The sequence below is a fragment of the Hydrogenophaga sp. genome, from assembly GCF_050182545.1.
Taxonomy (GTDB): domain Bacteria; phylum Pseudomonadota; class Gammaproteobacteria; order Burkholderiales; family Burkholderiaceae_C; genus Hydrogenophaga.
The window spans coordinates 140289-165942 of sequence record NZ_JBFXCD010000001.1 but is presented as its reverse complement, the minus strand read 5'-3'; the positions used below and the strand labels follow the sequence as shown (position 1 = coordinate 165942).

At 66.7% G+C, this 25654-nt stretch carries 24 protein-coding genes; 4 read left to right on the top strand and 20 right to left on the bottom strand.

The genetic code is table 11. From position 1 onward, the window contains the following. Positions 1–155 precede the first annotated feature (155 nt). The 5 genes from AB7P10_RS00840 to AB7P10_RS00820 form a co-directional block, all read right to left on the bottom strand. The gene (locus tag AB7P10_RS00840) at positions 156–926 is read right to left on the bottom strand and encodes a hypothetical protein (RefSeq protein ID WP_428291938.1); all 771 of its coding nucleotides are present in this window, start codon (positions 924–926) and stop codon (positions 156–158) included. Positions 927–1117: 191 nt separating this feature from the next. Next, entirely contained in the window at positions 1118–1936 is an 819-nt protein-coding gene (locus tag AB7P10_RS00835; protein WP_428291937.1) for an FkbM family methyltransferase, read from the bottom strand. Further along, positions 1933–3252 (bottom strand): serine--tRNA ligase, encoded by a 1320-nt coding sequence (gene serS, locus AB7P10_RS00830; RefSeq protein ID WP_428291936.1) that lies wholly within the window; start codon positions 3250–3252, stop codon positions 1933–1935. The genes AB7P10_RS00835 and serS overlap by 4 nt, the downstream gene beginning before the upstream one ends. A 52-nt stretch (positions 3253–3304) precedes the next feature. Then, positions 3305–4276: a 4-hydroxy-3-methylbut-2-enyl diphosphate reductase gene (gene ispH, locus AB7P10_RS00825; RefSeq protein WP_428291935.1), complete on the bottom strand. Its 972-nt coding sequence runs from the start codon at positions 4274–4276 to the stop codon at positions 3305–3307. Next, on the bottom strand, positions 4276–4722 hold the full coding sequence (locus tag AB7P10_RS00820) for an FKBP-type peptidyl-prolyl cis-trans isomerase (protein ID WP_428291934.1): 447 nt from the start codon (positions 4720–4722) through the stop codon (positions 4276–4278). The genes ispH and AB7P10_RS00820 overlap by 1 nt, the downstream gene beginning before the upstream one ends. Before the next feature lie 90 nt (positions 4723–4812). Between AB7P10_RS00820 and radC the strand changes: the two genes are divergently transcribed. Both radC and AB7P10_RS00810 read left to right on the top strand, forming a co-directional pair. Then, positions 4813–5505, top strand: a complete 693-nt coding sequence (radC, locus tag AB7P10_RS00815; protein ID WP_428291933.1) for a RadC family protein — start codon at positions 4813–4815, stop codon at positions 5503–5505. A 50-nt stretch (positions 5506–5555) separates the two neighbouring features. After that, the gene (locus AB7P10_RS00810; protein ID WP_428291932.1) at positions 5556–6197 is read left to right on the top strand and encodes a Smr/MutS family protein; all 642 of its coding nucleotides are present in this window, start codon (positions 5556–5558) and stop codon (positions 6195–6197) included. Positions 6198–6236: 39 nt separating this feature from the next. Here AB7P10_RS00810 and AB7P10_RS00805 read toward each other — a convergent pair whose 3' ends face one another. The 10 genes from AB7P10_RS00805 to AB7P10_RS00760 form a co-directional block, all read right to left on the bottom strand. Next, entirely contained in the window at positions 6237–6656 is a 420-nt protein-coding gene (locus AB7P10_RS00805; RefSeq protein ID WP_428291931.1) for a group II truncated hemoglobin, read from the bottom strand. Beyond that, entirely contained in the window at positions 6653–9202 is a 2550-nt protein-coding gene (locus tag AB7P10_RS00800; protein WP_428291930.1) for an ABC transporter permease, read from the bottom strand. The genes AB7P10_RS00805 and AB7P10_RS00800 overlap by 4 nt, the downstream gene beginning before the upstream one ends. A gap of 159 nt (positions 9203–9361) precedes the next feature. Then, positions 9362–9994: a uracil phosphoribosyltransferase gene (gene upp / locus AB7P10_RS00795; RefSeq protein ID WP_428291929.1), complete on the bottom strand. Its 633-nt coding sequence runs from the start codon at positions 9992–9994 to the stop codon at positions 9362–9364. An 81-nt stretch (positions 9995–10075) separates the two neighbouring features. Beyond that, entirely contained in the window at positions 10076–11005 is a 930-nt protein-coding gene (locus tag AB7P10_RS00790) for a formate dehydrogenase accessory sulfurtransferase FdhD (RefSeq protein WP_428291928.1), read from the bottom strand. A 107-nt stretch (positions 11006–11112) separates the two neighbouring features. After that, positions 11113–11493, bottom strand: a complete 381-nt coding sequence (locus AB7P10_RS00785) for a hypothetical protein (RefSeq protein WP_428291927.1) — start codon at positions 11491–11493, stop codon at positions 11113–11115. 33 nt (positions 11494–11526) lie between these two features. Next, a complete protein-coding gene (locus AB7P10_RS00780; RefSeq protein ID WP_428291926.1) occupies positions 11527–12762 on the bottom strand; it encodes a formate dehydrogenase subunit gamma in 1236 nt (411 codons plus the stop codon). A 13-nt stretch (positions 12763–12775) separates the two neighbouring features. Beyond that, positions 12776–13030 carry a hypothetical protein gene (locus AB7P10_RS00775; protein ID WP_428291925.1) on the bottom strand — a complete coding sequence of 85 codons (255 nt, stop codon included), beginning with the start codon at positions 13028–13030 and terminating at the stop codon, positions 12776–12778. Next, positions 13027–13629: a formate dehydrogenase FDH3 subunit beta gene (gene fdh3B / locus AB7P10_RS00770; protein WP_428291924.1), complete on the bottom strand. Its 603-nt coding sequence runs from the start codon at positions 13627–13629 to the stop codon at positions 13027–13029. The genes AB7P10_RS00775 and fdh3B overlap by 4 nt, the downstream gene beginning before the upstream one ends. Before the next feature lie 15 nt (positions 13630–13644). Further along, positions 13645–16608 (bottom strand): formate dehydrogenase subunit alpha, encoded by a 2964-nt coding sequence (locus tag AB7P10_RS00765; protein WP_428291923.1) that lies wholly within the window; start codon positions 16606–16608, stop codon positions 13645–13647. A 19-nt stretch (positions 16609–16627) separates the two neighbouring features. After that, positions 16628–16858: a formate dehydrogenase gene (locus tag AB7P10_RS00760; RefSeq protein WP_428291922.1), complete on the bottom strand. Its 231-nt coding sequence runs from the start codon at positions 16856–16858 to the stop codon at positions 16628–16630. A gap of 490 nt (positions 16859–17348) precedes the next feature. Here AB7P10_RS00760 and AB7P10_RS00755 point away from each other — a divergent pair, with 490 nt between their 5' ends. Beyond that, on the top strand, positions 17349–18734 hold the full coding sequence (locus tag AB7P10_RS00755) for a sigma-54-dependent transcriptional regulator (protein ID WP_428291921.1): 1386 nt from the start codon (positions 17349–17351) through the stop codon (positions 18732–18734). 16 nt (positions 18735–18750) lie between these two features. Then, a complete protein-coding gene (locus AB7P10_RS00750) occupies positions 18751–20856 on the top strand; it encodes a sensor histidine kinase (protein WP_428291920.1) in 2106 nt (701 codons plus the stop codon). Here AB7P10_RS00750 and AB7P10_RS00745 read toward each other — a convergent pair. From AB7P10_RS00745 to AB7P10_RS00725, 5 genes are read right to left on the bottom strand one after another with little or no spacing between them, the layout of a single operon-like run. Beyond that, positions 20853–21470: a TorD/DmsD family molecular chaperone gene (locus tag AB7P10_RS00745; RefSeq protein WP_428291919.1), complete on the bottom strand. Its 618-nt coding sequence runs from the start codon at positions 21468–21470 to the stop codon at positions 20853–20855. The two genes, AB7P10_RS00750 and AB7P10_RS00745, sit on opposite strands and share 4 nt — an antisense overlap. Positions 21471–21484: 14 nt before the next feature. Beyond that, positions 21485–23557: a 4Fe-4S binding protein gene (locus tag AB7P10_RS00740; protein ID WP_428292178.1), complete on the bottom strand. Its 2073-nt coding sequence runs from the start codon at positions 23555–23557 to the stop codon at positions 21485–21487. Continuing rightward, the gene (locus AB7P10_RS00735; RefSeq protein WP_428291918.1) at positions 23517–24128 is read right to left on the bottom strand and encodes a DUF3306 domain-containing protein; all 612 of its coding nucleotides are present in this window, start codon (positions 24126–24128) and stop codon (positions 23517–23519) included. The genes AB7P10_RS00740 and AB7P10_RS00735 overlap by 41 nt, the downstream gene beginning before the upstream one ends. Then, positions 24125–24967, bottom strand: coding sequence for a gamma-glutamyl-gamma-aminobutyrate hydrolase family protein (locus tag AB7P10_RS00730; RefSeq protein WP_428291917.1), 843 nt, complete (start codon positions 24965–24967; stop codon positions 24125–24127). The genes AB7P10_RS00735 and AB7P10_RS00730 overlap by 4 nt, the downstream gene beginning before the upstream one ends. Beyond that, on the bottom strand, positions 24964–25590 hold the full coding sequence (locus AB7P10_RS00725) for a DUF3305 domain-containing protein (protein ID WP_428291916.1): 627 nt from the start codon (positions 25588–25590) through the stop codon (positions 24964–24966). Before AB7P10_RS00725 ends, AB7P10_RS00730 begins: the two co-directional genes overlap by 4 nt. Positions 25591–25654: the final 64 nt, after the last annotated feature.

The following is a 25654-nucleotide window of genomic DNA, read 5'->3' as shown; positions in this document are numbered from 1 at the left end:
TCGCCAGAAACGCCAGATTCTGAACCCCAGGTTCCCGCATTGTCCAGGCCGAGCGAGGATGTCACTCCTCATCGGCATGTCGGATGCCCTTTGCATCAGCTTCGGCGGCACAAATGAACCACCCCGGGGCGGTTCGACGGCGAGCCTGGCCTGAGTCAGTTCCAGAACGTCTCGTGCGCTTTCAGGCCGTACTCGATCGTCTCCCCTGCCGCCCAAAAGAAGAACGCGCCCACGGGAATTCGGTCTTTTTCAATGTGAAGCCTCTGTCGAACAAGGTCAGAGAACTTCATGAACAGATAGGGGGGAATCGCTAGCGCTGTAACCGTTCCAAACACAATGCCGGCAACGAGAAGCACCTGAATCAGGGCAACCATCAGCACCATGGCTCCGCGCGCCAGGAAGAAGTAGCTGCCATAGAGGAACGCTGTCCATTCCCACATCCATTCTTCGACGCCCTGAAAGACCTTACGGTAGTTGTCGAGGAACTCCCTCCCAGAGTAATCTGGCAGGAGCCAGTCCGCCCAGGCGATGGAGTTTGCCCAAGCCGATACCGCCTCGAACGGATAGCCCAGGGAGAGGATCCAGGCCTCGGGCAGAAACCACTTCTCAAACACCGCAGCAATGAGGCTCAGCATCACGAAAGCAAAGACGGTGACCATGAATGTGGCCGACCCTTCGAAATCGAACACCCAGAGGGCGATCCATGCGATCACCCTGTTGAAGAGCAGAAGGGTGATGAGCATGTAGGGACCTGCCTTGACCAGCAAGACCACGCTCACGTACAGCACGGCCGACGTGACAATAACCGCCTTGACCAGCTGCGGCAGCTTCCCAAGCAACCACTCTTCGATCGCCGTACGGCGCTGCATCGACAGCAGCTCGAAGGCTGCGGCCGGCACTGCCGAGAACTTCAGCGTGGCTGCCACGAAGGCCAGTGCAAGCGTTTCCCCACACGTCATCGCCAACCCTCCTACAAAGCGGTGGAAGTCTCTGTGCACAAAGGGTCACCCCGATACACAGCCTTCCCCGGCCGCGAGGCCTCTCGGGTTGCAGCCGGTCTCGTTGGCACCGGTCCAGGCTCCTGAAGCTGGCTTGAACGGCTCCGAACTGGACGGCGTCAGCGCTGTTTCAGCCGCGTGATCAAGTCCGCGTCGTCCGCGCGCACGGCCACATAGTTCGGTCCTGAGCGGAAGTCGTTCTGCTTGTAGTTCCAATCCTCGAACTCGATACCGCCCTTCTGTACACGACCCACGACGTAGCCGTGTTGCGCAAACAGACGGTGGAAGTCGCGCATCAGGAACTTCGCGTCGCCGTGGGTGTAGCCGTATTCGAACTGGATCACGCGCACAGCCTTCTTCTGCAGGAGGCCGGAAAAACCCTCCAGCACCAGGTGGTCGGCGCCTTCCACGTCGATCTTCAGGAAGTCGATGGCCTCGATGCCCTTTTCCGCGCAGTAGCTGTCGCCCGAGCGGATGGTCGAGCGCTTCATCTTGAATTCGATTTTGCGGTCGTGGTAGGTGGCGTCCACCAGCAGCGTGTTGACCTTGGAGTTGTCACCGTAGTCCTTGTATTCGACCACCGCGTCCTTGTCGCCCATGCCCATGTTGTTGAGCACGAAGTTCGGCCCCTTGAGGTTCTCGGACAGTGTCTTGAAGGTGCTGTCGGACAGCTCGAAGCAGTGGATGCGTGCGTTCGGAAAATGGCGGATGGCGGTCTGCGACCACTCGCCCACATTGCATCCGACGTCGAACACCACCGAGGGATTCAGCGCAGCGAGCTTCGACAGCAACTCCTTCTCGCCGTTCTTATGGAAGTCGTATGAATACCCCCGAAGGCTGTCGATGCCCTTCTGGAGAATCTTGATGAGGATGGAGCGCGGGTCCCTGACCGCCTTGCGCAGCCGATCCGCAGTCGTGCGTCGGACGGGCGCATTCATGCGGGCGCCAGCCGATCCAGCCCACCCATGTAGGGCCGCAACACCTCGGGCACGGTCACGCTGCCGTCGGCGTTCTGGTAGTTCTCCAGCACCGCCACCAGCGCCCGGCCGACCGCCAGGCCGGAACCGTTGAGGGTGTGCACGAGTTCGTTCTTGCCCTGCGCGTTCTTGAAACGCGCCTGCAGGCGCCGCGCCTGGAAGGCCTCGCAGTTGGAGACCGAGCTGATTTCGCGGTAGGTTCCCTGAGCCGGCACCCACACCTCCAGGTCGTGCGTCTTGCTGGCGCCAAAACCCATGTCGCCGGTGCACAGCGCCATCACACGGTACGGCAGGCCGAGTTTCTGCAGCACGGCCTCGGCGTGGCCGGTCATGTCTTCCAGTGCCTCGTAGCTCTTTTCGGGGTGGACGATCTGCACCATCTCGACCTTGTCGAACTGGTGCTGGCGGATCATGCCGCGCGTGTCGCGCCCTGCGCTGCCGGCTTCGGAGCGGAAGCAAGGCGTGTGCGCGGTAAGCTTGATGGGCAGATCGCTCTCGGCCAGCACGGTGCCGCGCACGGTGTTGGTCAGCGTCACTTCGCTGGTGGGAATCAGGTACAGGGCCTGGGTGTCGGGCACTTCCTCGCCCTCCTGCCCGCCCTTCTTCACCGCGAACAGGTCGCCCTCGAACTTGGGCAACTGGCCGGTGCCGTGCAGCGTCTCCGCGTTCACGATGTAGGGCGTGTAGCACTCGGTGTAGCCGTGCTCCTGCGTCTGCACGTCCAGCATGAACTGCGCGAGGGCGCGGTGCAGGCGGGCAATGGGGCCGCGCATGAAGGTGAAGCGCGAGCCGGCCAGCTTGGTGCCGGTGTCGAAATCCAGGCCGAGCCCCGCACCGATGTCGACGTGGTCGCGCAGTTCGAAGTCAAAGCTGCGCGGCGTGCCCCAGCGGCGCAGCTCGACGTTGGAGTTCTCGTCGCTGCCCACCGGCACACTCTCGTGCGGCAGGTTGGGCACGGCCAGCAGCAGGGTCTGCAGTTCGGACTGGATCACGTCCAACCGCGCGGCAGAGGCCTCCAGCTCGGCCTTGAAGGCCGCCACCTGCACCATGGCCGCGTCGGCCTCGGCGTGCTGGCCCTTGCCCTTGAACATGCCGATCTGCTTGCTCAGCGTGTTTCGCTGGCTCTGCAGCTCCTCGGTGCGGGTCTGCAGCGCCTTGCGCTCGGACTCCAGCGCCTGGTAGGCGGGCACATCCAGGTAGGGCTGCGGCTGCTTGCGGGTCTGCAGGCGCGCCACGACCCCGTCGAGGTCTTTTCTCAGTTGAACGATGTCTAGCATGCGGCGATTGTAGGTTTGCGCCCGGCCCGGGCGCGCGGGACCGCAGCGGCGATCAGCGCAGGTGCTGCAGCGGCTGGGCGCCCTCGCCCTCGATCTTCAGGCCCTTGGGCAGCGGGAACTTGATGGTCTCGGTCAGGCCGTCCATGGTGCGCACGGAAATCGCGCCCAGCGCCTTGATGCGCTCGATCACCTGGCGCACCAGGATCTCGGGCGCCGAGGCACCGGCCGTCAGGCCCACGCGGTGCTTTCCCTCGAACCACTCGGCCTGGAGTTCGTCGGCGCCGTCCACCATGTGACTGGGCGTGCCCAGCTTCACCGCGAGTTCGCGCAGGCGGTTGCTGTTGGAGCTGGTCGGGCTGCCCACCACGATCACGATGTCCACCTGCGGGCTCAGCAGCTTCACGGCGTCCTGACGGTTCTGCGTGGCGTAGCAGATGTCCTGCTGCTTGGGTTCGCGCACGCTCGGAAAGCGCGTTTTCACCGCAGCCAGGATCTCGGCCGCGTCGTCCACCGACAAGGTGGTCTGCGTCACCACGGCGAGCTTCTCCGTCTGCGCCGGCGCCACACGCGCCACGTCTTCCACGTCTTCCACCAGATGAATGCCGCTGTCGAGCTGGCCCATGGTGCCTTCCACCTCGGGGTGGCCCTTGTGGCCGATCATGATGAATTCGTAGCCCTCGCGGTGCAGCTTGGCCACCTCCACATGCACCTTGGTCACCAGCGGGCAGGTGGCGTCGAAAATGTGGAAGCCGCGCTGCTTCGCCTCGTCCTGGATCGCCTTGCTCACGCCGTGGGCGGAGAACACCAGCGTCGCGCCGGCCGGCACGTCGGCCAGCTCCTCGATGAAGATCGCGCCCTTGGCCTTGAGGTCGTTCACCACATAGGTGTTGTGCACGATCTCGTGGCGCACGTAGATCGGCCGGCCGAACTTGACCAGCGCGCGCTCGACGATCTCGATCGCGCGGTCCACGCCGGCGCAGAAGCCGCGCGGCTCGGCGAGGATGATCTCCTGGGACACGGTCATCAGAGCACTCCAATCAACTGAACTTCGAAGCGCACCGGCTGTCCGGCCAGCGGGTGGTTGAAGTCGAACAGCACCGCGCCGTCTTCCCGCACCTCCACCGCCGCGCCCGCGTAGCTGCCCAGCCCATCAGGCGTTGGGAACTGCACCACGTCACCCGCCGCGTACTGCTCGTGCGGGTCGCCCAACTCGTTGAGCAGCTTGCGCGCCACCCACTGCACCATTTCGGGCTGGCGCTCGCCAAAGGCCTCGCCTTCGGCCAGTTCGATCACGGTGCGCGTGCCCTCCTCCAACCCCAGCAGGCGCTGTTCGATCGCGGGCGACAGCTCGCCCGCACCGAGGCTGAGCGTGGCCGGCTGGCCGGCGAAGGTGTCGATGATCACCTGCCCCCCCGGACCGGACATGCGGTAGTGCAGGGTGAGGAAAGAACCTTCTTGGACGTGGGGCATGGCGTGCGCAAATGCGTGAAAAGGACAACGGGCGGGGGTACCGCAACACCCCGTATTGTAAAAAGCGGGCGGCATCAGGGAGGAAAACACATGGATGGCCTTGTCACACCCGGGCTCAAGGGCCTGCCCGCCGATTCACGCCCGCGCGAGAAGCTGCTCGCGCGCGGCCCCGGCGCCCTCAGCGACGGCGAACTGCTCGCCTTGCTGTTGCGCACCGGCATCGCCGGCAAACACGTGCTGCAGCTCGCGCAGGAACTGCTGGAGCGCTTCGGCGGCGTCGCCGGCCTGCTGCACACGGGTGCCGACGCGCTCAAACAGATCAAGGGCCTGGGGCCCGCCAAACGCGCGGAGGTGGTGGCCGTGCTGGAACTGGCCCGCCGCGCGCTCGCGCAGGAGCTGCGGCAACGCCAGGTGTTCGACAGCCCGCAGGCGGTGCGCGACTACCTGCAACTGCAGCTCGGTGGCAAGCCGCACGAGGTGTTCGCCGTGCTGTTCCTGGACAGCCAGAACCGCCTGATCGCGCTCGAAGAACTGTTTCGCGGCACGCTCACGCAGGCCAGCGTCTACCCGCGCGAAATCGTGCTGCGCGCCCTGCACCACCACGCCTCGGCCGTGGTGCTCGCGCACAACCACCCCAGCGGTGTGGCCCAGCCCTCGCGCGCCGACATCGACCTCACCAGCACCTTGCGCAGCGCCCTGGCGCTGGTGGACGTGCGCGTGCTCGACCACTTCATCGTTACGCGCCACAGCGCCGCGTCCATGGCCGAGCAAGGCCTGGTGTGAAGGCCGCGCCCGGCCGCTGAGCGGTGCGTGCTGGGTCACAATGACCCACCATGAAAGTGAACACGCTGGCCGGGCTCAAGGCCCTCAAGCACGCCTTGGCCGAACAGGCCGCGCGCGAAGCCGCCCAGCGCGAAGCCGAGCGCCTCGCGGCGCTGCGGCGCGAACGCGAACACAAGCTGTTCGAACTGGCCGTGGGCCCGGTGCAACCGGTTCCCGCACGCCCGGGCGGCCGCGCCACGCCGCACCGCGCACCGGTAGAACCTGTGCCGGTGCAGCGACAGCGCGACGAAGCGGCCGTGATGCGCGAGGCCCTGTCCGACGAGTTCGACATCGAGACCCTGTTGCACACCGACGAACAGATGAGCTTCCGGCGCCCCGGGCTGGGGCCCGAGGTGGTGCGCAAGCTGCGCGAAGGCCGCTGGAGCATCCAGCGCCAGATCGACCTGCACGGCCTGCGCACCGACGAAGCCCGAGAAGCCCTGGGCCGCTTCATCCGCGACGCCCACCAGGCCGGGCTGCGCTGCGTGCGCGTGGTGCACGGCAAAGGCCTGGGCTCACCGGGGCGCACCCCGGTGCTCAAGCAGCGCGTTCTGCGCTGGCTGGTGCAGAAGAACGAGGTGATGGCCTTTGTGCAGGCGCGGCCTGCGGAGGGCGGGGCCGGGGCGTTGGTGGTTTTGTTGCGGTCGGGATGAGCAACCGCTGCGAGCCGTTGTGGTCCTGGCCCGGCTGCCCTACCCCGGTGAATTCCGCATCCAGTCCGCCGTCTGGAAGAAACTGGTCTTCAACCGCTCGCGCAAGGCCGGATCGACCCCCGTCTCGCCCATCGCCTGGTCCATGCAGGCCAGCCACTGGTCGCGCTCGAGGATGCCGATGACGAACGGCATGTGGCGCGCGCGCAGGCGCGGGTGGCCGAAGCGTTCGGTGTAGTGCTGCGGGCCGCCCAGCCAGCCGCAGAGGAACCAGAACAGGCGCTGGCGTGCGTTGTCCAGCGTGCTGCCGTGGGCGGCGCGCAGCGCGCTGTAGCCGGGCTCGATGTCCATCAGGTCGTAGAAGCGGTCGACCAGCGCACGCACCTTGTCTTCGCCACCGATCCAGTCGAACGGCGTGGCGTGCCGTGTGGGCTCCTGAGGTTGGTACACGGGGATGTTCATACGGGTGCCTTGCGCAGGGTCTCCACCACGGGGGTGCGCAGCACGCTGCGCAGGCCCCACCAACCGGCCACCAGGGCGAGCAGCGCGCCGGCGACGGCACCGCCCAGCGGCACCCAGGGTGACGCGGTCCAGGAGAACTCGAACACGAAGCGCGCCAGCGCCCAGCCCACCGCCACCGCAACCACAGACGCGAGGAAACCCGCCAGCAGGCCCACGCCCAGCAACTCGATGCGCTGCACCTGGCGCAGCAGGGCCGAGCCGGCGCCCACCGCCCGCAGGATGGCGAACTCGCGCTCGCGCTCGCCGCGTGTGGCGGTGATGGCCGAGAGCAGCACCACCAGCCCCGCCGCCAGCGTGAAGGCAAACAGGAACTCCACCGCGCTGATGACCTGCCCCAGCACGCGCTGCACCTGCGCGATGGTCTGGCTCATGTCGACGTTGGTGATGTTGGGGAATTCGCGCACGAGCGCGTTGTCGAACCCGCCGGGCGTGCCGTTGCCTGTTTCGGGCGCGCGGAAGGCGCTGATGTAGCTCACCGGCACGTCGGGCACTTGAGCCACCGGGAACACGACGAAGAAGTTGACGCGCATGGACGCCCAGTCCACCTTGCGCAGGCTGGTGATGCGGCCTTCGGTCACCTGGCCCGCGATGTCGAAGGCGAGCTGGTCACCGAGCTTGAGGCCCAGTTCCTCTGCCAGGCCTTCTTCCACGCTGAGCGCACCGGCCTCGTTCTCGGTCCAGCGGCCGGCCACCACCGGGTTGTGCTCGGGCAGCGTGGCCATGTTGGAGAGGTTGAACTCGCGGTCCACCAGACGCTGGGCGCGGTCGCTCTCGAAGTCGTCGGGGTTGATGCGCTGGCCGTTGATGCTGATGAGCCGGCCACGGATCATGGGGTACCAGTCGTAGCGCTGCACGCCCGCGCTGCGCAGCGCCTGCTGGAAGGCGTCGGCCTGCTCGGGCTGCACGTTGATCACGAAGCGGTTCGGTGCGTCGGGTGGCGTGGCGTTGCGCCAGCTGGCGATGAGGTCGGTGCGCAGCAGCACCAGCAACACCAGCGCGAGCAGGCCAACCGCGAGTGCGCTGATCTGCACCACGGCATACGCCGGGCGGGCCGAGAGCTGGCGCGTGGCCATGACGAGCGCGCGCGGCGCAGTGGCTTCGTTCACGCTGGCGCGCAGCACGCGCACGGCGGCGTAGCTGGCCACCGCAAACAGCAGCACCGCGCCGGCAAAACCGCCGACGGCGATGCCGCCGAGCAGCAGGTCGCGGCTGGCGGCCAGCAGCAGCGCGGCAAAGCCCAGCAAGCCCACGCCCAGCACGGCCAGGGTGGCGGGCTTGAGCTGGCCCACGTCGCGGCGGATCACGCGCAGCGGTGGCACCTGGGCCAGTTGCAGCACCGGCGGCAGGCCGAAGGCCATCATGAGCGTGAGGCCCATGCCCAGGCCCAGCAGCACCGGCGTGATGCCGGGCGCGGGCAGGCTGGATTCGACCAGCCCGGCGAGCAGCAACACGAACACGTAATGCACCGCAAAGCCGATGGCCACGCCCAGCGCGCTGGCGAACACACCGATGAGCGCGAACTCGTACGTGTAGGCGCGCGCCATGGTGCTCTGCGACAGGCCGAGCACGCGCAGCATGGCGCAGTCGTCCAGATGCCGCTGGGCAAAGCCGCGCGCGGCGATCGCCACCGCCACGGCGCACAACAGCGCAGCCAGCAGGGCCACGAGGTTGAGGAACTGTTCGGCGCGCCCCAGCGTGCGCTGCATCTCGGGCCGCCCACCTTCGAGTGATTCCAGCCGCATGCCGCGCGCGTCACGCTGCGCCATGGCCTGCTCCACCCAGCGGCTGAACCGGGCCACCTGGGCATCGGGGCCGGCCACGGCCAGGCGGTAGTTGAGGCGGCTGGCGGGCTGCACCAGGGCAGTGGCGGGCAGGTCGGCACTGTTGACCATGACGCGCGGCGCGAAGCTCATGAAGCCACCGCCCCGGTCGGGTTCGACCACGACGACGCGCGCGATCGTGAGCGAGGCGTCGCCCAGCAGCAGCGGGTCGCCCATCTTCAGGTCGAGCGCGGCCAGCAGGGCCGCATCCACCCATGCGGTGCCGGGCGCAGGGATTTCGCGCGTGGCGGCGTCCGGCTCATCGGGCGCATCGGCCACGCGCAGGGTGCCGCGCAGGGGATAGCCTGGTGCCACCGCTTTCAGGGCGACGAGGCGCGCCGCACCGCCCTCTTCGTCGCGGGCGCGGCCCATGGTGGGGAAGGTCAGCGTCTGCGTGATCGACAGCCCGAGTTCGCGCGCCCGGGCTTCGAATGCGGCGGGTGGTGCGTTGTCGCTGCGCACCACGGCATCGCCACCGATCAGCGCGCGCGCATCACGCGCCAGGCCGTTCTGCAGCCGGTCGGCAAAAAAGCCCACTGCGGTGAGTGCGGCCACCGCGAGCGTGACGGCCAGCATCAACAGCCGCAATTCGCCCGCGCGCCAGTCGCGCCGCAGCGACGTCCAGCCGATCTGCCAGAAAGAAGGGGGCTGGTGTGTCGGGTTCATGGAGCGCAACCTTATCCCAAACCGCTAAACCCCACGCAACAGCGGAAGCGCTACGACAGCGGTACCGCCATCCAGAACATCGCGGAACCGGCTTTGCCGGGCCGCAGATGTTGTCCCCTGGAGGGGATGACGCGCCGCCGGCGCGGCGCAGGGGGGAGCCTACTTCGTGCCGAAGATCCGGTCGCCCGCGTCGCCCAGGCCCGGCACGATGTAGCCATGGTCGTTCAGGCCGCGGTCCACCGCCGGGGTATAGACGGGCACGTCCGGGTGGGCGTCATGAAAGGTCTTCAGGCCCTCCGGGCATGTGACGAGGCAGACGAAGCGAATGGAACGCGGGCCGGTCTTCTTGAGCCGATCGACCGCGGCCACGGCCGAGTTGCCGGTGGCCAGCATGGGGTCGAGCACGATCACGTCGCGCTCTTCCATGCCCTGCGGCATCTTGAAGTAATACTCCACCGCCTGCAGTGTGGCAGGGTCGCGGTACAGGCCGATGTGGCCCACGCGCGCGCCGGGAATCACCTGCAGCATGCCGTCCAGAAAACCGTTGCCCGCGCGCAGGATGGAGGCCAGCACGATCTTCTTGCCATCGATCACGCGCGACTGCATCTTCTCCAGCGGTGTCTCAATCTCGATGACCTGCATCGGCATGTCGCGCGTGAGCTCGTAGGCCAGCAGCGCGCTGAGTTCGTGCACCAGTTCGCGAAAACTCTTGGTACTGGTCTCCTGGCGGCGCATCAGCGTGAGTTTGTGCTGCACCAGCGGGTGGTCAATGACGTGGACGTCTCGGCTCATGGGAAGGTCTTTCGGTTCATGCCACAGCAGCACTGCGGCCAGCCGCTGTGTGGCAGCAAGTGGAGAGAAAGGGGACCGAGTTTATGCCTGCGCGCGCAGGGGCTGCAGCGCGGCGGGCGGCACCGCATCGAGCACCAGCCGCTGCGGGCTGGCGTAGCACAGGAAGTGCTTGTTGGTCGCGCGGCCAATGGCGCACAGGCCCACGCGTTCGGCCACGTCCAGCCCCATCTGCGTGATGCCGCTGCGCGAGACCACCACCGCCACGCCCATCTGGGCCGACTTGATCACCATCTCGCTGGTGAGCCGGCCGGTGGTGTAGAACACTTTGTGACGGGTGGATGGGTCGGAGCCATCCGGCGCCGGGTCGCCCCAAGCCGGATCAGCCCCCTCGGGGGGCAGCGACCCGCGCGAGCGGTGGAACGTGGGGGTCAATGCCATCCAGCCGGCAATCGTGTCCACCGCGTTGTGGCGGCCCACGTCCTCCACAAACAGCTGCAGTTCCTCGCCGCAGAACAGGGCGCAGGCGTGCACCGAGCCGGCCGACTTGTAGGTGCTCTCCTTGAGCCGGATCGCGTTGACGATGGCGTATAGCTCGGATTGACGCAGCACCGCGCTCTCGGGCAGGCGGATGCTGTCGATCTCGTCCATGAGGTTGCCGAACACGCTGCCCTGACCGCAGCCGGTGGTGACCACACGGCGGGACGTGCGTTCCTCGATGCGGTCGATGCCCTGGCGGGTCTTCACCGAAGCAGCGTTGACGTCCCAGTCCACCGTGATCGATTCGATCTCGTCTACCGAGGCAATCAGCCGCTGGTTAAGCAGGTACCCCAGCACCAGCCACTCGGGGTGCGCGCCCAGCGTCATGAGCGTGACGAGCTCGCGCTTGTCCACGTACACCGTGAGGTCGCGCTCGGCGGGAATGGCGATGGTCTCGCGCGCGCCGTGTTCATTCATGACCTCGATCTCACGGGTCAATGGCGCGCGCGCTTGCGTCAGTTGGGGCAGGGACATGGCTGAAGACTACCGCATGAAAAAGGCCGCCACCCGAAGGCGCGGCCCATGGAGCTGCGCTGGCAAGGGGTATATGGCCCGCCGCGCCGCGCCGATGCACCCCTGGCCTATTTGCTCGGTGTCTTGGGCCCGGCGGGGGCTTGATTGCTCGGCGGGCTCACGGCCGTGGCGGCAGGCGAATGCGCGCCAGCGGCTTCGGCTGGCTTGAGCGGCACATAGGCGAACGGTCCGGGGTCGGCGCAGGTGGCCACACCCGCTTCGGCCGGCTTGACCGCCTTGCCCTTCATGGACGCCGACTTGAAGTAATTGGCTGCGGCCTTGTCCTGCGCCTTGCACAGTTGGTAAGCGCCGACTTTGGCGGTCCAGGCGGCCTTGGCCGCTGCTTCGGCCGCCTTGGCCTTTGCCTCTTCCGTCGGTGGGGGCACCGGCAACTTGGCATGGACGGACGCTGCCACCAGCAGGCTCAGGCACAAAAGGATGCGTTTCATGGAGGTGTCCTTGTCTCTTGTGTTCGGGACGTGTCAAGCCTTCGCGGCACGCGTGGCATCGGTAGCACCTTGCACGTCCACCGGGCCGCTGCTGCGTTGTGCCGGAATCTTGCCGGCCTTGATGTCTTCGTACCAGAGCTGGTGGTGCTCCTTCGCCCAGGTCTCGTCCACATAGCCGGTCTTCATGGCCGTGTAGGCGCCCTTCATGCCGATGGTGCCGAGATAGATGTGGCCCATGAACAGCGCCATCATCAACACGGCGGCGCTGGCGTGGATCATGTGCGCGACCTGCATGTTGCCCCGGGTGTAGTCCACCGAAGGCACGAGCTTGTCGAGGAACAGGCCGGAGCCCACCACGATGAGGCCAAAGAGAAACACGCCCGCCCAGAACACCACCTTCTCACCTGCGTTGAAGCGGTGAGAGGGCACTTCCTTGCCACTGAACATTCCACCCCCCTTTAGCAACCACGTAAGGTCGCCCTTGGCCGGCAGGTTGTCCTTGATGAAGGTCACGATGATGATCACCAGCGAGACGGCGAACAACGGACCGGCGAAGTTGTGGAGATTCTTGAGCGCATAAGTGAGCCAGCCAAACAGCGTGCTCCCCATGATGGGCAACAGGAAGAATTTGCCGAACGCCATGACGATGCCCGAGACCGCGAGGACCACAAACGCAATCGCATTGACCCAGTGAGCGGCGCGCTCCAGGTAAGTAAAGCGTTCGATCACCCGACCCGTCGGCTGGCCATGCAGATCCACGGCGCCTTTGGCCATGTAGAACAGTGCGATGGCCACCAAGACGATCAGCAGCACCGACCCGCCATAGGGCAGGATCCAGTCGTTGCGCACCTGGCGCCAGGCCTCTCCCGCGGTGGTGACGCGCGAGCCGGGATATTGAACGAAAGGCTGGATCATGTTGCCCGCCTCTAGGTAAGGCAGGCTGGTCGTGCCGGTCACGCCCTTGCCCACATCGCGCCACATCGGCGCGTTGTTGCCCGGCTGCACCTTGCCACGCTCGGCGTTGGTCTGCTCGGCGTATTTGGGGTCGGTGCTGGCGTCGGGGGCGATCTCGAAGATGTTGGCGCTTCGGATACCGCCCTGCTGCTGCGCTGCTGGTGCTGTGACCGCCGGTGGCGCCGGATCATCCTGCGTCGGCTCCGCTTTCAGGGCCTGGGCGCTGGCCCAGGTGGCGCTGAGCGCCAGCAGGACCGCAGACCAGAAAGCACGAGAAGCAAGCGCTCGCACGCCGAATGTCAAATGCCGGTGCATACAGCGCTCCTTTTCACTTGCCGCTCATACGGGTGTAGTCGTTCTGGCCGTATTGCGCCCGCGTCTTGAGCTGCTGCTCCCAGCTGCCCTTGTCTCCCGGCTTCCAGCCGGTCTGCGCGTACTGGCTGCTGCCCACGCCCTGGTAAGACGCGCCGTCCTGCTTGACGCCCTCGCCCGTGAGCACCTGCGGGTCCTCGGTGCAGGCCGACAGGCCCAGTACGCCGGCCACGAGCGCGGTGGAAATGAACAAGCGCTGAATGGTCTTCATGACTTGGTCCCCTGTGCGCTGCCGTAGGCGGTGCCCCAGCCCCAAACCTCGGCGCCTTTGCCCCGCTGCAGCACGCGGTTGCGGAAGATGTCGGCCACCACGTCACCGTCGCCGGCGAGCAGGGCCTTGGTCGAGCACATTTCGGCGCAGGCCGGCAGCTTGCCTTCGGCCAGGCGGTTGCGCCCGTATTTCTCGAACTCGTCCTGGCTGCCATGGGCCTCGGGGCCCCCAGCGCAGAAGGTGCACTTGTCCATCTTGCCGCGCACGCCGAAGGTGCCCTGCGAGGGGAACTGCGGCGCACCGAATGGGCAGGCATAGGAGCAGTAGCCGCAGCCGATGCACACATCCTTGTCGTGCAGCACCACGCCTTCGTCTGTGCGGTAGAAGCAGTTGACCGGGCAGACCGCCATGCAGGGCGCGTCGCTGCAGTGCATGCAGGCCACCGAGATCGACTTCTCGCCGGGCACGCCGTCGTTGAGCGTGACCACGCGACGGCGGTTCACGCCCCACGGGACTTCGTGCTCGTTCTTGCAGGCGGTGACGCAGCCGTTGCACTCGATGCAGCGCTCCGCGTCACAGATGAATTTCATTCGTGCCATGTTGTGCTCCTGGTCTTACGCTTTTTCGACGTTGCAGATCGTGGTCTTGGTTTCCTGCATCATCGTGACGATGTCGTAACCATAGGTCGTGGCGGTGTTGACCGCCTCGCCGCGCACCACGGGGAAGGCACCGTCCGGGTAGTAGGGTTTCATGTCCGTGCCCTGCCAGCGACCAGAGAAGTGGAACGGCAGGAATACGGTGTCGGGTCCGACGCGCTCGGTCACCAGTGCCTGCACGTTCAGGCGCGCGCCGGTCGGGGTGTTGACCCAGACGCGCTCGCCGTTGCGAATGCCGCGCGACGCCGCCGCCGCCGGATTGAGTTCGACGAACATCTCCTGCTGCAGCTCGGCCAGCCAGGGATTGGAGCGGGTTTCCTCGCCACCACCTTCGTACTCGACCAGACGCCCCGAGGTCATGATGAGCGGGAATTTCTCGTGCATCTTGTCGTCCACGTTCTTCTGCTGGAGCGACTTGTACAACACGGGCATGCGCCAGCGTGTCTTCTGGTCGTCGTGGCTGGGGTACTTGGCCACGAGGTCCGGGCGCGTGCCGTAGATCGGTTCGCGGTGCTGCGGAATGCCGTCGGGGAAGTTCCAGACGATGGCACGCGCCTTGGCGTTGCCCCACGGGTGGCAACCGTGTGCCATCGAGACGCGCTGGATGCCGCCCGACAAGTCGGTCTTCCAGTTCTTGCCTTCGGCGGCCTTCTGCTCGGCCTCGGTGAGGTCGGCCCACCAGCCCAGCTTCTTGAGCAGCACATGGTCGAACTCGGGGTAGCCGGTGGTGATCTCGGCACCGAGCGAGTGGGAACCATCCTCGGCCAGCAGGTTCCGGCCTTCGCGCTCCACACCGAAATTGGCGCGGAAGTTGCCACCGCCCTCCATCATGTGCTTGGAGGTGTTGTACAGGTTGGGCGTGCCCGGGTGCTTGATCTCGGCCGTGCCGTAGCAGGGCCAGGGCAGGCCGAAGTAGTCACCGGTCATGTCGTAGCCGGTCTCCTTGTCCACCACCTTGCCTTTGACCTTGAGCGTCTTCACGTCGAAGGCGTTCATGTTGCGCATGTGAGCCTTGAGACGTTCCGGACTCTGGCCGGTATAGCCGATGGTCCAGCAGGAGCGGTTGATCTCGCGCAGCACGTCCTCGATCACTGGCTCGTCCAGACCCTTGACCTTCTGCATCTTGAAGTTCTTCGAGAACTCGGCGGCAAAGCCCAGTTTTTCGGCGAACTGATGCATGATCATGTGGTCGCTGCGACTCTCCCACAGCGGCTCGATCACTTTCTCGCGCCACTGCAGCGAACGGTTCGATGCGGTCACCGAACCACTGGTTTCGAACTGCGTCGCCGCCGGCAGCAGGTACACCGCACGGTTGGGGTTGAGGTCTTCGGGCTTGCCGGGCATGGCCGCCATGGAGGCCGTGGCTGAAGGATACGGGTCCACCACCACCAGCAGATCGAGCTTGTCCATCGCGCGCTTCATCTCCAGGCCGCGCGTCTGCGAGTTGGGAGCGTGGCCCCAGAAGAACACGCCCCGCAGGTTCGAGCCCTGGTCAATCAGTTCGTTGTTCTCCAGCACACCGTCGATCCAGCGCGAGACCGTGATGCCAGGCTTCTCCATCGTGCCTTCCGCATACTGCTTCTTGATCCACTCGTAGTCCACGCCCCACACGGCGGCGAAGTGCTTCCACGAGCCGGCCGCCAGACCGTAGTAGCCCGGCAGCGAGTCAGGGTTGGGGCCGATGTCGGTCGCGCCCTGCACGTTGTCGTGGCCACGGAAGATGTTGGCGCCGCCACCGGAGACGCCCACGTTGCCCAGGGCCAGTTGCACGATGCAGGACGCCCGCACCATCGCGTTGCCGATCGAGTGCTGGGTTTGTCCCATGCACCACACCAGCGTGGAAGGCCGGTTCTTGGCCATCATTTCCGCGACCTTGGCCATTTGCGCTTCGCTCACGCCGCAGGCCTCTTCCACTTTGTCCGGCGTCCATTTGGTCATCACCTCGGCCTTGATGGCATCCATGCCATCAACACGGTCGTTGATGTATTTCTTGTCTTCCCAGCCGTTCTTGAAGATGTGGTGCAACAGGCCGAAGAGGAAAGGAATGTCGGTGCCGGAGCGGATGCGGACGTACTCGTCGGCCTTGGCTGCCGTGCGGGTGAAGCGCGGGTCGACCACGATCATCTTGCAGCCGTTTTCCTTGGCGTGCAGCATGTGCAGCATGGACACGGGGTGCGCCTCGGCGGCGTTGGAGCCGATGTACAACGCGCACTTGCTGTTCTGCATGTCGTTGTACGAATTGGTCATGGCGCCATAACCCCAGGTGTTGGCCACGCCAGCCACCGTGGTGGAGTGGCAGATGCGCGCCTGGTGGTCGCAGTTGTTGGTGCCCCAGAAACTCACGAACTTGCGCATCAGGTACGACTGTTCGTTATTGTGCTTGGAGGAGCCCACGAAGTACACCGAATCGGGGCCACTGGCCTCGCGCAGTTCCTTCATCTTCGCGGTGATCTCATTGAGCGCCACGTCCCAGCTGATGCGCTGGTACTTGCCGTTGACCAGCTTCATCGGGTAGCGCAGGCGGTACTCGCCGTGACCATGCTCGCGCAGGGCGGCACCCTTGGCGCAGTGCGCGCCGAGGTTGATGGGGGAGTCGAACACCGGCTCCTGGCGAACCCAGACACCGTTTTCCACGATGGCGTCGGTCGCGCAACCGACCGAGCAATGGGTGCAGACGGTGCGCTTGACTTCGATCTTGCCGGTGCCGTCGATGGACTTGCCTTCTGCGGCCCTGGCCTTCTTCACCAGCGCCAGCTGGCCGGCGGCCAGACCGACGCCGACACCCAGGCCGGAGCGCCGCAGGAAAGCGCGGCGGTCCATGGTGGGCAGGGCCGAAGCGAGGCCGCGCTGCAATTTGTGCACGAAGCCCGATGACGCGCGCGAGGCGTGCGCACCAGACGAAGATTTTTTGGTCAGCAACATGGGAAGAACTCCTGTTCGCTCAGATGCGGGTGGTCTGGTAGTACTGCTTGACGTGGTCGCTGAGCGTGTAGCCACCGCCTCTGGCCGGCGCGGGCCGGGGCTCGGCGGCGGCCGTGTCTTCGGCCGGCGCGCCGGGGATCAGGGTGGCCGCCGCGGCGAGTGCCCCGACGGTGGACGCACCGGCAAACAGGGTGCGGCGGTTCAGGCCGGCGCGGCCTTCTTCGTTCGTGGATCGTGGGGACTTGTTCATGCATGTCTCCTGGTTGTGAGAAGGCCACGCATCACAACATGCGGGCCTCTTGCATAAGTGGAATCTAACCGGCCACCACCCCCCGCGCAACCCATACACCGTACCCCATGCGAGACCGAAATGCGATTCGTTCGCATCTTTCAATGCCGCACCGCAGCATGCTTGCGTGCTTCCGTTTTCATAGCCAGAAGCGTGCCACCCGCGCGAAACGAGAGCGCGGCGCACCGGTCCGCGAGCGGGTGCGCGAAGAGCTTCCTCTGTTGATGCGACCGCACGCAAAACGCAGCGAAGGTCGGGTGTCACTCGACTAAGGGATAACCCATCAAACCAATCCATTACCCCGCACACGCAACGCCAAACTGTCCGCCATGTTTGCGACAAGTTGTCGCATCGGTCCTGGCCCGTTGCGGCGCCCAACACCGCTCGCTGGCGTCGGAAAAGCGCGAATACCCAACTGATTTCGTAGGCTTCCTCCGTAGAATCCCGGCGGGTGGAGACCTCATTCATTCCCCCATCGCCCGAGCGCACGCTCGAAGGCTGGCCCGACTGGTCGATCCTGATCGTGGACGACGAGCAGGGCATGCTCAACTTCCTCGTCAAGACGCTGGCGCCACGCTGCCACTTCGTCATGAGCGCCACCAGCGCCGAGGACGGCGCGCAATGGCTGCGCGGCCACCACGTGGATCTGGTCATCCTCGACATCTCGTTGCCCGGCAAGAGCGGCGTGATCTGGCTCAAGGAACTGCGTGAACTGGGCTTCACCGGCGAGGTGATCCTGATCACCGCCTTCGCCGATCTGGACACCGCCATCGAGGCGCTGCGCGCGGGCGCGTCGGACTTCATCCTCAAGCCCTTTCGCGTGCCGCAGATCCTCAACGCGGTAAAGCACTGCTACGAGCGCTCGCGCCTGCGGCGCGAGAACTTCGTGCTGCGCCGCACGGTCAGCAGCACGCCCGGGCGCGCCGCGCTGGTCGGCGGCTCACCGGCCATGCAGCAACTGCGCGAGTCGATTACCCGCGTGGCTCCGGTCAACAGCACGGTGCTGCTGCAGGGCGAATCGGGCACGGGCAAGGAACTGGTGGCGCGCGAGCTGCACGCGCTGGGCAGCCGCGCCGGCGGACCCTTCGTGCCGGTCAACTGCGCCGCGGTCTCGCCCGAGCTGATCGAGAGCGAGCTGTTCGGCCACGCGAAAGGCGCGTTCACCGGGGCCACGCGCGCGCGCGATGGCCTGTTCCACTATGCGCAGGGCGGCACTCTGTTCCTGGACGAGATCGCCGAACTTCCGTTGCCGATCCAGGCCACGCTGCTGCGCGCCATCGAAGACCTCAACATTCGCCCGGTCGGCAGCGAGCAGTTGGTGCCGCTGAACTTGCGCATCGTCGCCGCCACCAACCGCCAACTCAGCGACGAAGTGGCCGCAGGCCGATTCCGCAAGGACCTGTACTTTCGCCTCCAGGTGGTGGACCTCACGCTGCCACCACTGCGCCAGCACAAGGACGACATCGCCGAGCTGGTGGCCCACTTCAACCTCCAGCTCGCGCCCTCGCTCGGCGTGGAGCCGCTGCGCATCAGCGAGCAGGAGATGGACTTCCTGCGTCAGTACGACTGGCCGGGCAATGTGCGCGAGCTGCGCAACCTGATCGAGCGCTCGCTCATCCTGGGCAGTCTCAACGTGTCTGCGCTGTACCCGGGCGTGGCGCGCGGCGCGCCCGACAGCGCCGCGCCCGCCCTCCCCACCGACCTGCACACGCTGGAGAAAATGCACATCCTCAGCGTGCTCGACTCGGTGCAGGGCGACAAGACCCGCGCGGCCCAGTTGCTGGGGGTCTCGCGCCGCACGCTCGAGCGCCGCGTGGCCGAGTGGGGCGCGGCTTGAGCCGGCGCGCCAAGGCATGAGCTTCTGGCGCGCGCCCCGCTGGCTCGCGGGCTCGGTCCGCAACAAGCTGCTGGCGATGGCGCTGCTGCCGCTGCTGGTGGCGTTTCCGCTGCTGGTGCTGGCGCTGGCCATCTGGAGCAGCCAGGCCTACGACCGCCTGCTGATCACCAAGGTGCGCAGCGACCTCGCGGTGGCGCAAGGCTACTTTGACCAGGTGCTGATCGAAGTGGGATCGGGCACGCTGGGCGTGGCCGATTCGCGCGCGCTGGCCGACGCGCTGCGCCCGGACACGTCCTCAGCACGCGCACAGCTCTCGGCGCACCTGGCCGCCGAACGCGAGCGCCTGGGGCTGGATTTTCTGGTGCTGTACGACACGTTCGGGCAGCCTGTCGCGCGCGGCGCGCCGGCCGGCCTGAGCCTGGAGGATCAGCGAGCCGGTCTGCAGGTGCAGCCCACGGCCCTGGCCGAGACCCTTCAAACGCAGCGCGAGCGCACCAAGGCGCGGCTGCTCCTGCTCGACAACGCCGCCCTTCGGGCCTTGGTGCCGCACCTGGCCTCGCGCGCGAACATCGCACTGGTCCCCACGCGCAATGCCACGCCCACGCAACGGCAGACCGAAGACCGCGCAATGGTCGTGCAGGCCACGCTGCCGGTGACGGATGCGCTGGGCCGGCGCGTGGGGGTGCTCAGCGGGGGGCTGCTGCTCAACCAGAACCTGGATTTCATTGATCACATCAATCGCATCGTCTACCCCGCGGGCTCGCTGCCATTCGACAGCCAGGGCACCGCCACGCTGTTCCTGGACGATGTGCGCATCACCACCAACGTGCGCCTGTTCCAGGACCGCCGCGCCATTGGCACGCGGGTCTCGCAGGCGGTGCGCAACACCGTGCTGGGCGAGGGCCGCACCTGGCTCGACCTGGCCTTCGTGGTCAACGACTGGTACGTCTCCGCCTACGAACCCCTGACCGATGCCCAGGGACAGCGCATCGGCATGCTCTACGTGGGCTTCACCGAGGCGCCGTTTCGCCTGATGCGCTACGCCATGCTCGCGCTCATCGGCCTGATCTTCGGCGGTGTGATGGCCGCTTCCGCGTGGTTCTCGCTGCGCTGGGCGCGCAGCATCTTCCAGCCGGTGCAGCGCATGAACCGCACCATGCAACTGGTGGAAGAAGGCGATTCGGCTGCGCGTGTGGGCGAGTTGGGCACGCGCGACGAACTGGGCGCGCTCGCGGGCCACCTCGACGAGTTGCTCGACGTGATCGACGACAAGACCGCCGCGCTGCAGCGCTGGGGCGAGGAGCTGGACCAGAAGGTGGCCGAGCGCACGCGGGAGCTGGAAGCGAGCAACGCCTCGCTGCAGCTGGCGCAGCAGCAGCTCGTCAAGAGCGAAAAACTCGCCGCCATCGGTCAGCTCACGGCCAGCATCGCGCACGAGATCAACAACCCGATCGCCGTGATGCAGGGCAACCTGGACCTGATGCGCGAGACCCTGGGCGAGGCCAGCCAGCCCGTGAAGTCGGAGCTGAAGCTGCTCGACGAGCAGGTCGAGCGCATGCGCATCATCGTGACGCAGTTGCTGCAGTACGCGCGCCCCACCGAATATGCGGGCTATGTGGAGACGCTCGACATCAACCGCACGCTGGAAGACTGCCTGGTGCTGGTGGGTCACCTGCTGGCGCAGACGAACATCGAGGTGCAACGCGACCTGCAGGCCACGCAGCGTGTGGGCTGCAACCGGCAGGAACTGCAGCAGGTGGTGATCAACCTGATGATCAACGCCATCCAGGCCATGCCGCAGGGCGGCACGCTGCGGCTGCTCTCGCGCGACTGGAGCGACGAGGCCGGTCGCATCGGCGTGCGCCTGTGCGTGAAGGACAGCGGGCCCGGCCTTCCTCCCGAGGTGCTCGAACGCCTGTTCCGACCCTTCTTCACCACCAAGAACGACGGCAATGGCCTGGGCCTGTGGATCAGCCAGGGCCTGGTGGAGCGCTATGGCGGGCAAATCACGGCGGAGAACCGAACGGATGTGCCCGGTGCTTCGTTCTGCGTGGCGCTGCTCACGGAACCGCACGCTCCGGATGCGGCACCGACGCGGGACGGGCGGCCCGGGGGGCTTTAGACCAGCATGTCGAAACCCTGCGCCTCGACCCCGATGAACGCCCGCGTGAACCCCGCCAGCGCGGCATAGAAGCGGGCCTTGGGGTGCGCGGCGAGGTTGTCGCACAGCTGGGGTACCCAGGGCTGTAGGTGGGTGGTGAAGAACTTCTGCTGCTGCGTGAGGTTGGCCACCTCCACGTCGTCGCCGGCGATCAGGTAGCGCATCACCTCGCACAGGTAGGCCACGTGGTCTTCCGTCTCGGGCATGGCCTCGTCGCGCGCCAGGCCCAGCACCGCCAGGTCGCTGCGCAACTGCGCCAGGGGCTTTTCGTTCAGGAAGCCGCTGAGGTAGTGCGAGCCGAACACGTAGACCTCGGGCTTGCCCACGCCACCGAACAGGGACTCGAACTCGTCGGCCACCGCCGCGTCGTCCATGGCGCGGGCCGCGGCCACCACCTCGCGCCAGGGCTCTTCGAGAAAGCCGCCGGCGGCGGGCGCTTCGGTCACGGCCACGCGCAGCTGCGACATCAGTTCGGGCGACGGCGGCGCGTAGTACAGGGCGGCAAGCAGGCCGTAGACCTCGGCACGGGCGGTTTCCTCGTCCAGCGCGGACGAAACAGGAATGGCGTTGTTCATGGCGTTGGCGTGCTTCAGAGATCGGTGATGCGGGTTTCACCCGGGTTGGTGTAGAGGTCCACCACGCGGCAGTCGCCGCACATTTTCAGGCGCTCGAGAGCCTCGCCCTGGAACATCGCGTGCCCGGAGAGCTTGGACAGCATGACCTCGATGCCCTTGAGCGTGCCGAAGGGCTTGGCGCAGCGGATGCAGTGGTAGGGCTGGGCCTCGTTGAGCACGCGCAGCTGCTTGCGCTGCTCGCCCAGCAACAGGCGCGGCTGCAGGGTGATCGCATCTTCCGGGCAGGTGCTCGCGCACAGCCCGCACTGCACGCAGTTCTTCTCGATGAAGCGCAGCTGCGGGCGCTCGGTGTTGTCCTGCAGCGCGCTGGCCGGGCAGGCGCTGACGCAGCTCAGGCACAAGGTGCAGGTGTCCTTGTTCACCTCAATGGTGCCCAGCAGCGAGGCGCCGGGCAATGCGATGGCCTCGGCCGGCACGCGTTGCGCGGCGCTGTCCTGCAACAGGTGGTCGAGCGCGAGCTCAACGGTGGCGCGCTTCTCGGCCTGCACCGCGAAGGTGGCGCGCCGCTTGACGGTCTGCGCGGGGGCCTCGCCGAGCGCGGCGTCCAGCGCCTTCGCATCGCGCGCCTCGATCAGCCGGAAGTGCGTGCCGGCGTAGCCCAGCCCGCTCACGAGGGCCTGCGCCACGTCCATTTGCGCGCGCACCGCGTCGCGGTACTGTGGCGCTTCCTCGCCGGTCATCAGCACCCAGACCTGCGAAGCGCCGTAGGCAAAGGCCGAAAGCCACACATCCAGGCCGATGGAGGCGGTGTGCCACAGCGGCAGGGGAATCACGCGCGCGGGCACGCCGCGCACCTTCTGGCGGTCGAGCGCGGCGGCGCGGCCAAGTTCACCAATGAGCGCGCTGCCCGCTTCCTGGCTGTGCAGCAGCACCGCCGCATCGCGGCCGCCGGCCTTGGCGTAGGTGGCCAGCACGGTGCGCAGCTTCACGCCCTGCTCGCTCGCGCGCGGGTAGGCGTACGACAGCGCCCCGGTGGGGCACACCGTGGTGCAGGCGCCGCAGCCCACGCAGAGGTTGGGGTTGACGACGATCTGGTTGCGCTTGATCTCGCTGCGGATGGCCAGGGCCGAGCAGATCTCCACACACGCGTTGCAGCCCACGGTTTCGTTGCGGCCGTGCGCGCAGAGCTTCTGCTTGTAGGTGAAGAACTTCGGCTTCTCGAACTCGCCCACCATGTCGCGCAACTGGATCACGGTGGCCATGGCGGCATCGGCCTGGCGCAGGCCGCCGGGCAGGTGGAAGTAGCCCTGCGGGTGCGCGTGCTGCGTGAATGCGGGCTCGCCGCGCAGGTCCAGCACGATGTCGAACTGCTCGCTGTGTTCCACGGCGTCACGCTGGAAGTTGATGGCGCCCACGGCCTCGCAGGCCTTCACGCAGGCACGATGGCTCTTGCACTTGTCCATGTCGATCTGGTAATCCAGGCCGATGGCGCCCTCGGGGCAGGCGGCCACGCAGGCGTTGCAGCGCGTGCACAGGTCGAGGTCGATCGGGTTGTCGGTGCGCCAGGACACCTCAAACGCGCCCAGCCAGCCACTGACCTGCTGCAACGTACCCGCAATCACGGAGTAGCGCCGCTCCTGCGCGCCCGCGCCGCCGGTGGCCATCAGGCTGACCTCCAGCTGGTCGGACACCATGCCGGCGATGCGCTCGGCGGCGTCCAGCGCGCCGATGATGAGCAGCCGCCCCGCGCTCTTGTAGGTGACGGTCGGCACCGGTTCGGCGTCGGGCAGTCGCGCGGCGGCCAGCAGCGCGGCCATCTTGGGAGCGGCCCTGGCGCCTTCGCGGCCCCAGCCGCCGGTTTCGCGGATGTTCACGAAGTGGATCGGCCGCACATCCAGCGGCACCGCGCCTTCCGTCTGCTCCGAGAGCTCGGTGAACAGGCGGCTTTCCTGCGTGCAGGCCACCACCAGTTCGTCACTGCTGCGGCAAGCCTTCTGGAAGGCCGGCGCGTCGCGGCGGCACAGCGAGGTATGCGGCGTCAGGTCTTCATCCAGCGCCGCGCCCAGAACGTCCGTGTTCAGGGTCATGGTCTGGTTGCAGTTGCAGATCAGCGTTGTCATCGTGGGGCTCCGATCGGGCGGAGTCGGTGTTGTCGGGGGTATCCAGGGAAGCGGTGGCCTCGGTCGAGGGCGGCACGGGTGGCGGTGGCGTTGTCGTGGCAGCCGGCTTCTGTTCTTCGGGGTCGTCCACCAGCTTGAGGAACTGCGCACCCACCATCTTTGCCATGTGCACGGGCGACAGCGGGCTGGGCGTGGAGTAGTCGTCGATGTAGATGTCCAGCCCGTCCATCACGTTGTAGCGTGGGTCGGTGAAAAGTTTTTTCACGGCGGCATTGCGCACCTCGGCCGGCACGCCACGGGCCACGAAAGAGGAATAGTCGGATTCGTGCGTGAGCCGCGCCACGTCTTCCAGCGTGGGCAGGGGTGGCTGCTCGGCGGGTTCCGCCGGCGCGGGCGGCTCAGTGACCGCTGGCGCCAAGGCGGCCGGCGCCGCCACCGGCTGGGGCGCCACGGGTTCCGGCGGCAAGGGCTGGCCCGAGCGCTCCTGCGCCTTGCGCCGTGACCAGCGTGAGAAGAAGTTGTCGTCTTCGGTCGTCATGCCATTCTGGGCAGGGGAACGCCGGCGTTCACCGCGGCCTTGCCATCGAGATGGCGGTCGGCGCGCGCATGCGCCGCGCGCAGGAAGTCCATCATCATCGGGCCGCTGTCGAGCAAGCCCTGGGTTTCCTCGTTGGGGGACAAATGAAACTCGGGATGCCACTGCACACCCAGCACATAGCCGGAACCACTGTGGCGGATGGCTTCGACGATGCCGTCGCCCGGACTGCGGGCCTCCACCACCAGCCCCTCGCCGAGCCGGTCCACGCACTGGTGGTGGATGCTGGTGACCCGGTGTGGCGCGCTGTTGCCATACAGACGGTGCAGCGACGACCCCTCCTCGAAATGCACCTCGTGCATCAGCCGGTCGTAGCGGTTCGTGTCCTGGTGTTCGATCGACCCCGGGCGCTGCGAAGGAATGTCCTGCACCAGGCTGCCGCCGTAGTACACGTTGATCAGCTGGGCACCGCGGCACACGCCGAGCACCGGCTTGCCGGCGTCGATGAAGCCGCGCAGCAGGGCCAGTTCGTAGCGATCACGGATCGCGTCGCCCGCCCAGGCGGGATCGCGCAGGGTGTCGCCATAGGTTTCGGGGCAGATGTCGATACCTCCCTGCAGCACGAGTCCGTCCAGCATGGCGACGATCTCGGTCATGGGCGCACGGTTGATCGACAAGGGACTTTCCTCGTCGACAAAGGGCACCATCAGTGCGATGGCGCCATGGGCCATGATCCAGTGCGCCATGGTGCTTTCAAGGAACTGCAGCCGCTTGTGCGGCAGGCCCAGCCCGATGGGGGGGTTGTGCAGCAGTCGTGCACTGATGCCGATGCGCAAAGTCATGTTGCGGGTCCCGTGCCGTGTTTTTCGGTGGAGATGCGCACCGGCTGGCCGAATCGGTCGGTGAGTGGCTTGAAGCTGACCGGGCGCTTGCGCTTCTTGGGCTCAGGCTGGTAGGTGGCATCGACAAAGCCGCGCAACCAGTCGATCACCTCGGGCGGCGCGGGCACCTGGTCCACCCGCTCCTGCGCGTCAAGCCAGCGCCCGGCGTCGTGGTAGCTCAGGGTGACGATCTGTGGCACCGCCATGGGTTCGCCGTCGAGCAGGCGCGCTTCATCGCTGCGCCAGAACACCCAGAAACAAGGCTGCGGGCTGTTCAGGTTGAGGAAATAGCCTTCGGCATCGTCGCGAAACAGCTCGACACGGAAGCGCGGAAACAGCCAGTGCGTGGCCTGCGCGCTGACGGCGGACGCATCCACTGGCTCCACCGCCTGGGGTTCGTGGTTCTCTTGCACCGGCGCCGGACCGGTGTGATCGGGGTCGCTGGACACCATCACGTCGGCCAGCACCCAGCGCCAGGGCTGCCAGCGGCTCATGGGCCCATCGACGGGCTCGCGCCGCATCACCACATCCACCTCGATGGCGGGGCGGTTGCGGATGGGGACGGGGGTATGTTCGGTCGCCATACGAAGACCGACTGTAAGCCATCCATCCGAAGGGGGAACGACCCGCCGCGCTTCACCCCGCCCT